Source organism: Persicobacter sp. CCB-QB2, assembly GCF_001274635.1.
GTDB lineage: Bacteria > Bacteroidota > Bacteroidia > Cytophagales > Cyclobacteriaceae > Persicobacter > Persicobacter diffluens.
Map to the genome: position 1 here is coordinate 838,594 of NZ_LBGV01000001.1, position 15,061 is coordinate 853,654.

A 15,061-nucleotide genomic window follows, 5' to 3' on the forward strand; every position below is an offset into this window, starting at 1 on the left:
ACAATTTTTCGATTTTTATTATTTTCCTCGCTGATACTCCTTGGTGGAATTTTGGTATTAGTTTCTTTTTTGTCCTATAGGTATAATTATCAATCGGCCCTGGAAGAGCGGGTATTTCAAAAATTAAATCAGTCTGGGGATATTTTGTCCAATAAGGTAGCGGATCACTTTGAAGAAATTCAACAATCGGCTAAGGTGATCGCCAATGACTATTTAATAAGAGAGGCTTTATTAAAAAACAGGAGCTTTTCAGCGGAAGATTGGAGCAGTATAATGATTGCCTATCAGGAGGCCCTTGGCTACGCTCAAGTGTCGGTTTATGATGCCGAAACTAAATGGAGACATACCGATGAAGACTTTTTGGGAGAGGAGATCAATGACTTAAGAAAAACGCCAAAATGGTTGAATGCCTTTTTGTCCTCCCAAAATGAAGGGATGTTCCGGGTGTTGACCTCTTATCAGGATAAAAATGAGTTGATTATTCGCTATGATTTGAAAATTACTCATAATGGGAAATTGCTGGGAGTCGTAGGGATAAATGCTCCCTGGCATGGAATAAAAGAATATTTATATCAATTTCGTCCGATGGAGGAGGGGGAGGTGATGCTTTTAACCTCAAAAGGTAAAAAGCGAATTGCCAACCCGGATTCACCATTCAAGACAGAATTGATCAGCCAGCAGGAAGGGTTAGCAGAAGTTGCGGATGAATTGTTAGAAGTAAAAAATGGGCTTTATTCATTTAAATCAAATCATATAGCTTATCATGCAGGCGTCAAAGAGGTGCTGAATACGGGTTGGATAATACTGAATGTGATGAATGAAAAACATATGATGGCCTCGGTATATCGGTCTACTTTTTTGATGGTGGCTTTCGTATTGGCAGCATTACTATTAGTGGTTCTGTTTTATGTTTTTATTTTTCGTCAGGTGACGGCTAATATTCCCTTAATTGGGCAGGCTTTTGAGGCATTGGCGGTAGGCGATGTTAGTTTTACTAACGACAGAAATCATCGTTTTCAGGAGTTTTCTACTTTGTGGAAGAGCTATGAGGATTTAAGGAAATCCATGGTGGATATTACGGGCTTTACTAAGGGTATTGAAGAGGGCGATTTTCATCAAGAGTTTGCTGTCAGAGGAGAGGCAGATGATCTGGGCGCTTCCTTGATTCAGATGGCTAATCAATTGCGTACCTTAGATGCGGAGCAACAGGAGCGTTTGTGGATTAACCAGGGCGTTAATGAGGTATCTGCCTTTTTATTACAAAATCAATCTGATATACTCGGTAAATTACCTGAATTATTATCTAAAATTTGTCGTTATATTGGAGCCAATCAGTCCTGCATTTACCTGAAGGAGGGGGAGGAGCATCCAATAATGCAATTACATGCAACTTATGCCTATGGGAGGTTAAAGCACATTTCCAATAAGATCCTTCCCGGCGAAGGGTTGATTGGTCAGGTTTGGTTAGAAAATGAAATCACTGAATTGACGGATGTTCCGGCTCAATATGTTAACATTACTTCCGGTTTGGGGGAAGCAACTCCGGGTCACATCATTATTCTGCCAATGGAATTTAATGAACAGGTTGTGGGCATTATTGAATTTGCTTCTTTTCAGCAGATGCCGGAAAAGGTAAAAACCATGATGGACAGGGTTTGTACACAAATGGCTTCCACTTTATTCATGTATCAAAATGCAAGATATACGGAGGATTTACTGAAAGCCTCTCAGGAGCAGGAAGAGCAATTGAGAGCACAAGAGGAGGAGTTAAGGCAGAATATGGAGGAAATGATGGCGACACAGGAGCAGTTGCGCAGACAAGCAGAGGATGCAGAATCTATGGCTTAAAATGGATGTTATGCTGACTGCTATGGCCGGAGGAAAAAGGAGTTGATAAAATTCTTTTGGGAAAGATTATTTCTTAATAGGCGCTTCTTGCATGACCGCCAAGCGGATCGGTACCCGATAATCTGACCATTCTCCCAGGTTTAAACTTTCTTCAGGAATAGGGTGCTCTGTTTTGGAAATCGACTCATAAAGTTGGGCAATTTCAATGATGATTTTTTCTATCTCCGGGATAGGTGTATTGGATGGGGCCTTCAGACGAAATACCACTTCCTCGGGACTTTCCGCATATCGGGGCTGCGTCCAAAGTTACGATAATGGAGTAGGGCGATTTTTCGAAGCGACTCTTCAGTTAAAGGAGTGCCTTTATAAAGCCAGGTCTGTTGTTCATAGTCCAGTTGTATTTCAATTCGTAGGATGCAGCCATTAATGTTACAAGGATCCCGATAGATACGAACCTTTGTCGCATTCCTTGTTTTTTCTATGGATTCATGTTCGCACAGCCAATCCGTCAGTTCGCCATAAGTTTTAATTTCTTCCGGCAATAGCGAGAAGGACTCCTGACAAGCCCACAGGAATAAAAAGAGGCTAATGTATTTTATCTTATAGAACATAGCCTCAATTTATTAAAACAAAACGTCAAATGACGCGACTTTTAAGAACAGTTTTTTGCTTTTACTAAAGCTCCTAATTCAAAAAAGGAGTCCTTGGATAAGTCTTGCTCCTTTAAAAGTTCTAAAAATACAGGATGATCCTCTAACTTTTTGCTGGTCTCCAGAAGCTGTTGAATCTGTTCGCAATCCGTAGTATTTAATCGGAATTGTTCAACGGCAGTCTGAAACTCCGTTATCAATGCATCTTGCTGGTCAATAGCCAAATTTTCCTCACCTGTACAGGCTGAAAAAGTTAAGCATAAAAATAAAAAAGAGATATGGCGCTTAATCATGAGTATCAGTTTAAAAATAGTATGAATATGCAAGCAAATCTCTGGTTTTATTCGCTTAAAAATACTGATGAAAAAGATTATTTTTTGTGATTCTTCAGTAGGTCCAAACTATGCAATATCAAATCCATTCCTCCGCTTCGACCATGTCCGGGAATGACTATTTTTGCCATGGGAAAGGTCTTTTCTACCTTTTTTAGGGTTTCCGGCCAGGCTTTTAAATTTGCATCTTCGGTATTGCCCATATTTTGTGATGCCATACTTTTAACCAGACAGCCCCGAAAAGGATTTTTTCCTCCGGAAGGTAAACCACAATATTATCTTCGGTATGGCCACCACCCAAATAGCGGCAGTTCACCTTGCTGCCTTCAAAATCGAAATTCAAGGCCTTTTTGAATTTTCGCTGACTTTGGGCTTTTCCAGTGTTTTTACAAATAGAACTTGTTTTGCTTCCGCTAATGGTCTCGACTCCTTTCCCTTGCAGGTAGGGCATGCCCGCCATACAATCTGCATGGTAATGCCCGATGATCAATGTCGTGACCTGAGCATTTAATTCAGAGGTAATATAGTCGTATAACTCAATAGTGGTCGGTTCGTCAGCAGGAGTATCCACCAACAGGGCCTTGCCGTTTTTTATCACCAAAAGTCCATTCGAGGCCACCCTTCCAAAACCTTCAAATTCATGAAAGCTGACATGTATATAAGTATGTTCATTGATAGGACTCAAAAACACATGATCGCTGATTTTAATATTTTGCGTAAAAGCGGGAAGGCCGAAAAAAAGCAAAAGTAGGAAAGTCGCAAAAGTACGCATAGGAGTGGTAGGTATTGATTTTTATAATAAGTGGAATGCAATTAACCACCAAAGGCGGGGAGAAAGAACTAATTTCTCCAGATTTTAAGAAGAAAATACAGATGAGTTTGTAATAGATAAAAATTAGCATAGCCGAAAGAAATTAGGTTGGCAGGTAACCCTCTGGCTAAGAGTAGTTACAACGTCAGGAGGTGGTTGCTTCTCAAAGAGGTTAATTGCAGGGATTGGTCTTAAGGGTTTCGCATTGTACACTCTTAGCTGTTTTATCATTTTTTCGGATGCGAGACCATGATCCTTTGTAGTGATGTTTCGCGGTTGCCGTGATGAAATTTGTGGTTGCTTTTAGAAGTTGGGCTTGTTCGATTTAGCTCAATGGATGGGGAGTCTTATCGATTAAGAGAGACAATGAATCTTACACAACAGGCATATTTTATTGAAAACAACCATGGGCTTTTAGCCTATTTATTTTACTTTTAATGGTACCCTTTTCGGTTGGAGATTACACCTCCGGAAATATTGTGGCCAATTACGATGGTAATAAAAATCAAAAGGAAATTCCTTTGTATGGAAGTGGCCCTTTAGGAATTCGCTTTGTGGATGACATCACCGGAAATAATAGCACCAATGTCTTTGAGTATAAAGACCATTTAGGCCCCGTTCGTGCCCACGCCTTTTGCAATGGCGAAAGCATGGTTCATGACCAGTGGCGGGTTTATTACCCCTTTGGTCTGCAAATGGCCAGGGACTTAGATGCTAAGCACAAAAGCCGATTTGGCTATCAGGGAGATTTCCCCCACTGGTCGTAGTCTTCGCCTGCTGAACTTCAAAGTCTTGTAGGGATGTAGCGCGGCGACTACGACCCAGTCCACGAAATTTGGTGGTTGGTTTTCGGTGCTCGAAAGTTATACGGTAACACTAAGATCAGAGAAGGATTATTTGTTCAGCAAATTTCACTTACCCCTCTGTTCGAAGCATCGCGCTTCAAACAAATCCAACAAAAACAAAATCAAAACCTACAAAATAGCGATCGACAACAGCGGGTCACCATTTTTTATCCCTTGAGGAAAATGCTTAACTTGCATTAAATCAAGGAAAGCATGAAAGACTTAGCCATCGGCGTATCAGATTTTCAGGAGATCATTAACGCAAACGCGTATTATGTGGATAAAACCCTTTTTATCGAGGAGTTATTGCATAAGAATAAAACTAAAGCCGTTTTATTACCGCGTCCGCGCCGTTTTGGGAAGACGCTCAATATGAGCATGCTGAGTTATTTTTTCGATATTGATCATGCAGAGGAGTATCGGGAATTGTTTTCCGGCTTGGCCATTGAGCAGTCGGAGGAATGGAAGCATCAGGGAAAATATCCGGTGATTTTTCTGACGTTTAAGGATTTGAAGATGGGGACTTTTGAGCTTGCCGTGTCCAAATTGAAGAAAGAATTAGGGAGGGATGTGGTCAGAAAATATGGCTATTTGTTTACCTCTGATCAATTGGATGAATTTGATAAGGAATATTTGTTGAACTTCCGAAAAGGAGCGGTGGATATTTTTGATCTCGAGGATTATTTACGGGAGATCAGTAAAATGTTGGCGAAACACCACGGCATTCCTCCCATCCTCCTGATCGATGAATACGATGCGCCCATACATGCGGCTTTCGAATATGGCTACTTGCCGGAGATGGTCGGTTTCATGCGGAATTTTCTATCTGCCGGGTTTAAAGACAAAGATCTCATTACCAAAGGGGTGATTACCGGCATTCTGCGTGTTGCGAAAGAGGATATCTTTTCCGGTTTAAATAATCTGGCGACTTATTCTATTTTGGATTACGAGTTTGCGGATAAGTTCGGGCTTACACAGCCAGAGGTCAATCAATTGTTAGATGATGCGGGTTATGGGACAGATCGCCAAAATGTAGCCGATTGGTACAATGGATATACTTTTGGTCAGGTTGAGAAAATCTACAATCCATGGTCTATCCTGAATTTTGTCTCCCGCCATGAGGAAGGGCTCAAACCCTATTGGGTGAATACTTCCTCCAACAAGCTGATTCAGGAGACTTTGCCCAAAATTGATGCGCCTACACAGGAGTTGCTTTTTGATTTGTTGCAGGGTACATCCGTGCGTGCCCGACTGTCGGACTTTACCATTTTTGAAGATTTATACAGCGGCGACTCCAAAGTAGTTTTAGGATTATTGATATTTAGTGGTTATCTCACCACGGACGGTACTGCGCTGGATCCGGGCCGACTGGAATATAAACTTCGGGTACCCAATGAGGAGATTCGCATCATGTATGAAACGATGTTGGCAAGATATCTGAAAGCGAGTGAGAAGGTAACGGACAATGAATTGTTGATGGCCTTGCTGCAGCAAAAGCCCAAAACTTTTGCAGATGCCTTGAAAAGATATTTATTGCACTCCTTTAGTTTTTTCGATATCGGTACCAAAGGCTTTTTGCCTGAAAAAATCTACCATGCTTTTATGCTGGGACTGATGGCGCATTTGAGTCAGGAGTTTCATGTTAAATCTAATCGGGAAAGTGGTTTAGGTAGGGCAGACCTGATCATTTACCCTAAAGATCCGAATAACTCAAAAGGTTGGGTGTTGGAATTCAAAAAGAAGACGCTTGATGATCCCGAAAGCCTGGAAGAACTGGCACAATCCGCTCTGGAGCAGATTCATGAGCAGCAGTATGTGGCTGAATTAAACGGTCATGGAAAAACCGATATTATGTGCATGGGCATTGCTTTTGACGGGAAGCAGGCGGCTTGTGCATTTTGATTGACGCAGTAGTTTTTCCAGGTATTAGCCCAAATTTGGGCGAGCTTGCTTTCCTCTGCTTCCTTGGAAAAAAATGAAATAGAGCACTATTCCTTTATTTTTTCTGCCTTGCAGAGTAGTTAAGCATGAATAATCCGGCTTAAGCTTCTCATTTATTTAATTTATATCTCACTATAAGTTTATCTGCGAAATTGGAATTTTGAAGTTTAGCACGGCCTTTTTGTGTAGTTTACAATCAGGCCCTTGAAGTATTAGTTTTTTTTCTGTTGCCGGTTTTCCGGGGAGGATTATTTTATACAGTGTGGGCTTTTGGGTGAATTTAGCAGCGCGGAACCCTTGGGCCAGGGATGGAGGCGGAGGCGTTAGCCGGTTGTGGAGCTCTTTTTTGGAGGGGTGACTTTTGTAATTATCAGGGTAGCGGTCCCCAAAAAAAGCGACCGCCGTGAGCCCGGTGCGCAGTTGCGCAGGCCCTAAATACCGATATCAGTCATTCAACACCTATTATTGAACAATTAATCGTTTCTTTTTCATTTTTTCTTGATAAAAAACGAAACAAAAAATCAAGGCTGTGATCCCTGTCGGCGGGACAAAGAACCTGCTGACGGAATCCATCAAGGCGACATTTGCAGAGTACGCGAGACTGGTAAAGTATTGCGGAAATGTCGCTGTGATGCCTTCTTGTCGCCAGCAGAACCATTGTCTATCCGCCCATTGATCAAGGCCGGAGGGTTGATGTGGAAGATTTTATATCATAATGTCAATACTGTAAAAGGTAGTGAGCTAACTCATAAACAAGCGCTCAAATCAAATAGACCCCCATTGGGAACTAGATCATTCCTATAATTTGCCCATTTGTAGTTTTATGAAAAAGCCGTGTATAGTAAATCGCTTTAACTTATTTATGATAAGTCCATTGCATTCGTGTCGATTGATTTTTTGATCGCCCGAATTTAGGTGAGCTAGCTTCCTTCTCATTCCTCTGAATCCTCGGGAAAAACTCGAAATAATGAATTTCTTCCTATTTCCCGCCCTACAGCTAAATGGGGATTTAAGCCTGATTAATCCGCTTAAATCCCCCTCTTGTGGCTAAAGGCTCAGCAGAAGATTAATCAATTGAAAGATTCTGCTGAGACATTAATAAGCGTTATCCGTCTTTACCTCACCGGTTTTACATCCCCTAATCCTTTCTGAATGAGGTTTTGTAGATGTTGTTCTACGGTGGGGATGCAATCCGCCAGGTCCGACAATTGGTCGATCACATAATATTCATTTTGAATATCATCTTTTCGGAAGGGGTTGTTAAATATGACATCAATATCAAAGGGGATTTTTTTGGATGCATCACTTACCGAAAATCGGGATTCCTGCGGGGAGGAGATGATGCCGGCACCGTAAATTTTTGCTTTCCCCGCTTGGTAAATCAGACCAAACTCCACGGTGAACCAATACAATCTCTGAAGCAGGGCGGTGGCTTTCTCGTTATGGGTATATTTCAGGGCCATTTTCGCATAGGCCTGAATGAAATCAGAATATTCCGGCAGAATGAGTAGGGGAATATGTCCAAAAATATCATGAAACATATCAGGCTCCTCAATGTATTTTAACTGATCCATCCGCCGGAGCCAGGTGGAGGCGGGGAATTTTTTTTCACTAAGAAGCTGAAAGAATTCTTCTACGGGAATTAAGCCTGCCACCACATGAATTTCCCAACCAGTCGAATCTCCCAGTCTTTGATTTAAGTCGGTGAAGCGGGGATGCGTTCGGCTTCAAAGCCAATTAAATCGAGGGCCTTAATATATTCCTTACAAGCCAGTTGGGGATCTGTTCCAGCTGCTCCTCAAAAAGGATCTGCCACACGCGGTGGTCTTCCGCGGTATATTGGTCATACTGTTGCTGCATTTTGGGTCTTGTTGTTTGTTGTTATTTACGAATCCGGGCTTTGAGCCGTCTTTCTACGTATGCAATAATAGGCCAGTTTCCTAAATTCGGAGACAGGTAAAATTATTGAAATTAAAAAAGAGGACTCAAAAAAGGACTTCAATTTTCTAAAAACATAAAATCGAACCGATTTATTATAATTTATTTAAATTTCATTAAATTAACAAAAGCGATCAAACGCATAAACCCAAATATAGCCCATGAACAAAGTTTTTGATGATGCCACCACCGCACTGCAGGATGTGCAGGATGGCATGACCCTTATGCTGGGAGGCTTTGGTCTCTGTGGTATTCCGGAAAATGGAATTGCCGCATTGGTAGCCAAAGGTGTCCGGAATTTAACCTGTATCTCTAATAATGCCGGAGTGGATGACTTCGGTATCGGCCTGATGCTTCAGCAAAGACAGGTCAGGAAGATGATTTCCTCCTATGTAGGAGAAAATGCGGAATTCGAAAGACAATTATTAAGCGGCGAATTGGAAGTAGAGCTTATTCCACAAGGCTCTTTGGCGGAAAGATGCCGGGCCGGAGGCGCAGGTATTCCGGCTTTTTTCACGCCGGCTGGTTATGGAACCGAAGTGCAGGATCGAAAGGAAGTCCGATGGTTTAATGGGAAAGCGCATATTTTAGAATATGCATTAACGGCTGATTTTGCTTTGGTGAAGGCCTGGAAAGGGGATACTGATGGGAATTTGATTTTTAAAGGAACGGCAAGAAACTTTAACCCGCCTATGGCGATGGCGGGAAAGATTACGGTAGCGGAAGTGGAGGAACTGGTGCCGGCAGGAGCGCTGGATCCGAACCATGTTCATACAGCGGGAATCTTTGTGCAACGCATTTTTCAGGGGGAGGCTTATGAAAAGCGCATCGAAAAACGCACCACTCGTTAGTAAAAATTGTTCCATCAAATTAGAAAATCATGCTTGATAAATATGGTATAGCACAACGGATTGCGCAGGAATTACAGGACGGCTATTATGTCAACCTGGGGATTGGGATTCCGACGTTGGTGGCCAATTATATTCCGGAGGGCATCAAGGTGACCCTGCAATCAGAAAATGGCTTATTAGGAATGGGACCCTTTCCCGAGGAGCAGGCAGTGGATGCCGATGTGATCAATGCCGGCAAACAAACGATTACCACTTTGCCGGGATCCGCCTTTTTTGATTCTGCCACCAGTTTTGCCATGATTCGTGGAGGACATGTGGACTTGACAGTTCTGGGGGCCATGGAGGTTTCCGAAAACGGCGACATTGCCAACTGGAAGATTCCTGGTAAAATGGTAAAAGGAATGGGAGGCGCCATGGATTTGGTGGCTTCGGCGGAGAATATTATTGTGGCCATGATGCACACCAATAAAGCCGGCGAATCCAAATTATTGAAAAAATGCAGTTTGCCGATTACCGGAGTGAATTGTGTGAAGAAAATTGTTACCAATCTGGCCTTTTTGGAGGTAAGCCATCAGGGCTTTAAGCTTTTAGAGCGAGCCCCTGGTGTGAGTGTAGAAGAAATACAGGCTGCTACCGAAGGACAGTTAATTGTGGAGGGAGAAATTCCCGAAATGCAGTTATAATATAAAACGCACGTTTAAATCTAACTGTCGGCGGATGTTTTTGTCGACAGATTTTAAAACAGATAAAACAATCAACCAACATTTCCGGAACCCCTAATTCTGGAGGTGTGAACAAACAACAGAGGAAATGCCACTATATCACAAACTTGGGAAAATCCCTCAAAAGCGGCACACCACTTTTGAAAAAGCCAGCGGGGGATATTATTATGAACAGCTTTTTGGGACCGAAGGCTTTTCGGGCATGTCGTCCCTGCTGTACCATATGCACAGGCCCACGCAGATTTCAGCCATTGGAGAAAGTATGGATATTCGGCCGAAAGTAGCGGTGCAGCATAATATTGAACCCCGAAAGTTAGTAGGTTTTCGATTACCTCCCGAACATGATTTTCTGGACAGTAGAAAAGTGATGCTGCTTAATAATGATCTGTCCATTGCTTTAGCGGCTCCGCTATCCTCTATGGAGGAATATTTCTATAAGAATGCGGATGCCGATGAAATGATCTTTGTCCATAAAGGCAGTGGAGTACTGAAAACGCTGATGGGGGAAATCTCTTTTGAATATGGAGATTATTTGATTATTCCGCGGGAATGATCTATCAGATTCAATTTGATAGCCCTGAAAACCGCCTGTTGATACTCGAATCACATTCTCCGATTTATGCGCCCAAACGTTATCGTAATGAATTTGGTCAGTTTTTAGAGTCCTCTCCTTATTGTGAGAGAGATTTGAAATTGCCCACTTTTATGGCGCCAAAAGAGGAAAAAGGGGCTTTTACCATTAAAATCAAAAAGGAAGGGCTTTTGCATGAAGTGGTGTATGCTACTCATCCTTTTGATGTGGTCGGTTGGGATGGTTATCTTTTCCCTTATGCTTTTAATATTCACAATTTTGAGCCCATAACCGGCCGTATTCATCAGCCACCTCCGGTGCATCAGACGTTCGAAGGGAGAAATTTTGTGGTCTGCTCTTTCTGTCCGAGGCTTTATGATTATCATCCGCAGGCAGTACCTGCCCCTTATAATCATAGTAATATTGATTCGGATGAGGTCCTCTATTATGTTGAAGGCGACTTTATGAGCCGGAATGATATCGATCAGGGCTATATTACCCTGCATCCGGGGGGTATTCCTCATGGGCCGCATCCGGGGCGATGGAAAGGAGCCTTGGGAAAAAAGGTACGGAAGAGTTTGCGGTGATGATTGACCCTTTCCGTCCGCTACAGCTGACCGATACCGCCCTGGAGCTGGAGGATGAAGATTATTATAAATCCTGGTTGGAATAAGATCCGATTAAACAAACAATAGAACAAAACGCAATTTTTTTAAAATCATGAATACCGAACCAAAAAATGTTCCCACCGCTGTGGAGGATTTTCTTCCCATTCAGGGAACAGATTATATTGAAATTTATGTGGGAAATGCCACCCAGGCGGCTCATTATTACCAAACCGCCTTTGGCTTTCAGCCTATTGCCCGCAGAGGGCTGGAAACAGGGAGTAAGGAATCTGCTTCTTACGTCCTGCAACAAGACAAAATTAGATTAGTCCTGACCAGCCCACTAAAAGGGGGAACCGAAATTGGAAAACATATTGATCAGCATGGTGATGGAGTAAAGGTGGTGGCCTTATGGGTGGATGATGCCCGGAAATCCTGGGAAGAAACGACCAAAAGAGGAGCGAAATCTTATATGGAGCCGGTGGTGGAGCAGGATGATCACGGCCGGGTGGTGCGTTCAGGAATACATACTTATGGGGAGACGGTGCATATTTTTGTGGAACGAAAAGATTATAAGGGTATTTTCCTTCCGGGATTTGAGTCCTGGAATCCGCATTATCAACCTACAGATATTGGTTTGAAATATGTGGATCATATGGTGGGGAATGTGGGCTGGAATCAGATGAATACCTGGGTGGATTTTTATGCCAATGTGATGGGGTTCAGTCAGCTGGTTTCTTTTGATGATAAGGATATTTCCACGGATTATACCGCTCTCATGAGTAAGGTGATGTCTAATGGAAATGGTCGTATCAAATTCCCGATCAATGAGCCGGCGGAAGGAAAGAAAAAATCTCAAATTGAAGAATACCTCGATTTCTACGGAGGGAGTGGAGTGCAACATATTGCCGTAGCGACTGACAATATCATTGAAACCGTGACTGCTTTACGTGACAGAGGGGTCGAATTTTTAAGGGTACCGACTACATATTACGAGGATTTGCTCCAACGTGTGGGGAAAATTGAGGAAGATTTGGAACCTTTGAAAGAGTTGGGTATTTTGGTCGATCGTGATGAAGAGGGATATCTTTTGCAGATTTTCACCAAACCTATTGAGCCTCGTCCTACCTTGTTTTTTGAGATTATTCAAAGAAAAGGGGCGAAGTCTTTCGGGAAAGGGAATTTTAAGGCCTTATTTGAAGCTATTGAGCGAGAGCAGGCTAGCCGAGGGACACTTTGATTTACAACCATAGAACCAACGATTTTTACTTTTTTAAAGAACTATGACAGAACATTACCGGAAGATGAAATCCTGGGTCCCCGTGGATCCCGAATCAGGATATACCATCCATAACCTCCCTTTTGGTATTTTTTCAACCCCTGAGCTAAGTCGGCGAGTAGGGGTGGCCATCGGTGAATACATCATTGACATGAGAATGCTGGCCCGCCTGGAGTTTTTGGAAGCGCTGGAAATTGATACCACCGTTTTCAACCGCCCTTATTTAAATGATTTTATTGAATGCGGAAGAGATGTCTGGACTAAAACCCGCCAGATATTAATTTCACTTTTAAAAGATACGGATGATGATTCTCCATTAAAACCTCATTTTGAACGGGTATTCTTGCCCCGAAGAAGGGCGCTAATGCATACGCCGATTAAATGTGGTGATTATACTGACTTTTATTCTTCCCTGGAGCACGCTACCAATGTGGGCAAAATGTTCCGTCCGGATAATCCGCTGATGCCGAATTGGCGACATATGCCGGTGGGTTATCACGGCAGGGCCTCTTCGATTGTCACTTCCGGTAGTGAAATCATGCGTCCGAAAGGACAGGTTTTACCCAAAGGAGAGGAGCAACCTATTTTCTCCCCTAGCCGGGCATTGGATTTTGAGCTGGAAATGGCTTTTGTGGTGGGGAAAAAAACAAAAATGGGAGAAAGCATTTCTGTAGATCAGGCCAGAGAGCATATCTTTGGAATGGTTTTGTTCAATGACTGGTCTGCCCGAGATATTCAGAAGTGGGAATATCAGCCGCTAGGTCCCTTTTTAGGGAAATCTTTCGCTTCCTCCATGTCGCCCTGGGTGATCACCATGGATGCATTGGAACCTTTCCGTTGTGCAGGACCAAAGCAGGAACCAGAGGTATTGGATTATCTAAAAGAGAGAGGGCATCATCACTATGATGTGAACCTGTCAGTGGAGATTCGCCCTGGGCGTTATGCCGAACTGGAAACTGTTTCCAGATCGAATGCGAAGCATTTGTATTGGAGCATCTCCCAACAATTGGCCCATCAAACAGTCAATGGCTGTAATGTGAATGTGGGGGATATCATGGCTTCGGGCACTATTTCCGGCCCTACGCCGGATTCCTGTGGTTCTCTTTTGGAATTAACCAAAGGCGGGCAGGAGCCCATCACTTTTCAGGATGGACAAGAACGGACCTATCTGCAGGATGATGATGTGGTCATCTTAAGAGGATTTTGTGAAAAGGATGGTATTAAAGTAAGTTTTGGGCATGTTCGAGGGATCGTCACACCAACAAAGCAATAATACTGAATTCAAAATAAGTTGAGAGGCAGTTCTTTCTGAGGATTGCCTCCTTTTTTAGAGCGTGTTTAAAAGCCAAAATTCGCAGCGAAAATTTGATTATTGCAGAGGGGATACCCGATTATTTTGAGCAAATAGCATCGCTATTGTTGAGCAATTATCCAAAATCGCTTCCAATAATTCGAATTTGCAGCCGGATGGTGTGCTTTTAAACACGCTCTTATCTTTTATTGCGCATTTGTCTATTGGCAAAAGCAGGAAAATTCGGGAATATTTTCTATTTTAAAAGAATGTTCTGATCCTGTTCGAGAAGCCAAGCCATTAATATGGATTATGCTTTATTTTATCGTACAGGGAATTCCCACTACTAAACCCAAATGATCCCCTTGAAAACTTTTTCTCCCATAACCGGACAGACTGCTGCCTTTCATAAACTCATGCTTTCTGCTGTTGCCCCTCGTCCTATTGCGTTTGTAAGTACCGTTGATGAAGAAGGCAAGGTTAATTTAAGCCCCTTTTCTTTTTTCAATGCCTTTAGTTCCAATCCTCCTATTTTGGTGTTTTCCCCGGCGCGACGAGTACGGGATAATACCACAAAGCATACTTTAGAGAATGTGTTAAAGGTACCCGAGTGCGTGATTCACATTGTGGATTTTGCTATTGTAGAACAGATGTCTTTAAGCTCTACGGAGTATGAGGAAGGGGTGAATGAATTTATAAAAAGCGGTTTAACCGAACAGCCCTCGGAAGAGGTGAAGCCTCCCCGGGTTATGGAGGCGCCTGTGGCCTTTGAATGTAAAGTGAGGGAAGTGATTTCCCTGGGCGATAATGGGGGCGCCGGAAATATGGTGGTTTGTGAAGTGTTGAAAATGCACGTGAGGGAAAATATCCTGCGTAGCGGAACGATAGACCCGGTTTTATTAGATCCGGTGGCGCGTATGGGCGGAAACTGGTACGCCCGCCTGACGGAAGAATCATTGTTTGAAATCCCCAAACCTTTAAGTCGAAAAGGTATAGGGGTAGATCAGTTACCGGAGGCCATTCGGGAGTCCAATGTCCTGACAGGGAATAATTTGGCACGGTTGGCCAATGTGGAAGAAATGCCCGTATCACAATTGGCCTTTTTGGAAAAATATGCCAAAACCATTGAAAAGATTAAAGGGAAACATCATGGGGAAGAGCGACAAGACGTTATTCACTCTTTGGCGAAAAAGCTTTTGGAAAGGGGAGATGTGGAGGAAGCCTGGCAAGTGTTGCTGGCTGATTAATGCTAATACTCATCAATTCTTTCCTACTCCCTTTTAGTAAAGCTTAATGATCTAATCAGTGCTGCGGTGCTGATTTTTTTATGGGTTAAATTTCACCTGAATGATTTAGCCTGAATTATTCACGAAAAAT

12 protein-coding genes and 2 pseudogenes are annotated in these 15,061 nt (G+C 42.8%); 9 read left to right on the plus strand and 5 right to left on the minus strand.

Going from position 1 to position 15,061, the window contains the following annotated elements; translation table 11 throughout:
* Window positions 1-69: 69 nt before the first annotated feature.
* The gene (locus NG22_RS03880) at window positions 70-1,848 is read left to right on the plus strand and encodes a GAF domain-containing protein (RefSeq protein WP_172674314.1); all 1,779 of its coding nucleotides are present in this window, start codon (window positions 70-72) and stop codon (window positions 1,846-1,848) included.
* A gap of 66 nt (window positions 1,849-1,914) precedes the next feature.
* Here NG22_RS03880 and NG22_RS03885 read toward each other — a convergent pair whose 3' ends face one another.
* From NG22_RS03885 to bla, 4 genes are all read right to left on the minus strand, one after another.
* Window positions 1,915-2,115 carry a hypothetical protein gene (locus NG22_RS03885; RefSeq protein ID WP_053404507.1) on the minus strand — a complete coding sequence of 67 codons (201 nt, stop codon included), beginning with the start codon at window positions 2,113-2,115 and terminating at the stop codon, window positions 1,915-1,917.
* On the minus strand, window positions 2,100-2,459 hold the full coding sequence (locus NG22_RS03890; RefSeq protein ID WP_053404508.1) for a hypothetical protein: 360 nt from the start codon (window positions 2,457-2,459) through the stop codon (window positions 2,100-2,102). The genes NG22_RS03885 and NG22_RS03890 overlap by 16 nt, the downstream gene beginning before the upstream one ends.
* Window positions 2,460-2,500: 41 nt before the next feature.
* Entirely contained in the window at window positions 2,501-2,791 is a 291-nt protein-coding gene (locus NG22_RS03895; protein WP_053404509.1) for a hypothetical protein, read from the minus strand.
* Between the two features lie 214 nt (window positions 2,792-3,005).
* Window positions 3,006-3,602, minus strand: coding sequence for a metallo-beta-lactamase (gene bla, locus NG22_RS03900; protein WP_053404510.1), 597 nt, complete (start codon window positions 3,600-3,602; stop codon window positions 3,006-3,008).
* 476 nt (window positions 3,603-4,078) lie between these two features.
* Between bla and NG22_RS03905 the strand changes: the two genes are divergently transcribed.
* Window positions 4,079-4,408, plus strand: a complete 330-nt coding sequence (locus NG22_RS03905; protein ID WP_053404511.1) for a hypothetical protein — start codon at window positions 4,079-4,081, stop codon at window positions 4,406-4,408.
* A 291-nt stretch (window positions 4,409-4,699) separates the two neighbouring features.
* On the plus strand, window positions 4,700-6,388 hold the full coding sequence (locus NG22_RS03910; RefSeq protein WP_053404512.1) for an AAA family ATPase: 1,689 nt from the start codon (window positions 4,700-4,702) through the stop codon (window positions 6,386-6,388).
* A gap of 1,154 nt (window positions 6,389-7,542) precedes the next feature.
* On the opposite strand, the pseudogene NG22_RS03915 reads toward NG22_RS03910, so the two are convergent.
* Window positions 7,543-8,130 (minus strand): annotated as a pseudogene (locus tag NG22_RS03915) (phenylalanine-4-hydroxylase); the annotation flags it as partial.
* Between the two features lie 396 nt (window positions 8,131-8,526).
* Between NG22_RS03915 and NG22_RS03920 the strand changes: the two are divergent.
* The 6 genes and pseudogenes from NG22_RS03920 to NG22_RS03945 all read left to right on the plus strand — a co-directional run bounded on the left by NG22_RS03920 (window position 8,527) and on the right by NG22_RS03945 (window position 14,931).
* Window positions 8,527-9,216 carry a CoA transferase subunit A gene (locus tag NG22_RS03920; protein ID WP_053404514.1) on the plus strand — a complete coding sequence of 230 codons (690 nt, stop codon included), beginning with the start codon at window positions 8,527-8,529 and terminating at the stop codon, window positions 9,214-9,216.
* A gap of 29 nt (window positions 9,217-9,245) precedes the next feature.
* Window positions 9,246-9,899, plus strand: a complete 654-nt coding sequence (locus tag NG22_RS03925; protein ID WP_053404515.1) for a CoA transferase subunit B — start codon at window positions 9,246-9,248, stop codon at window positions 9,897-9,899.
* 127 nt (window positions 9,900-10,026) lie between these two features.
* Window positions 10,027-11,182 (plus strand): annotated as a pseudogene (locus NG22_RS03930) (homogentisate 1,2-dioxygenase).
* A 47-nt stretch (window positions 11,183-11,229) separates the two neighbouring features.
* Complete coding sequence (hppD, locus tag NG22_RS03935) at window positions 11,230-12,354, plus strand: 4-hydroxyphenylpyruvate dioxygenase (RefSeq protein WP_053404516.1); 1,125 nt, start codon at window positions 11,230-11,232, stop codon at window positions 12,352-12,354.
* A 43-nt stretch (window positions 12,355-12,397) separates the two neighbouring features.
* A complete protein-coding gene (fahA, locus tag NG22_RS03940; protein ID WP_253275647.1) occupies window positions 12,398-13,666 on the plus strand; it encodes a fumarylacetoacetase in 1,269 nt (422 codons plus the stop codon).
* Between the two features lie 374 nt (window positions 13,667-14,040).
* Window positions 14,041-14,931 carry a flavin reductase family protein gene (locus NG22_RS03945; protein ID WP_053404518.1) on the plus strand — a complete coding sequence of 297 codons (891 nt, stop codon included), beginning with the start codon at window positions 14,041-14,043 and terminating at the stop codon, window positions 14,929-14,931.
* The last annotated feature ends 130 nt before the right edge of the window (window positions 14,932-15,061 follow it).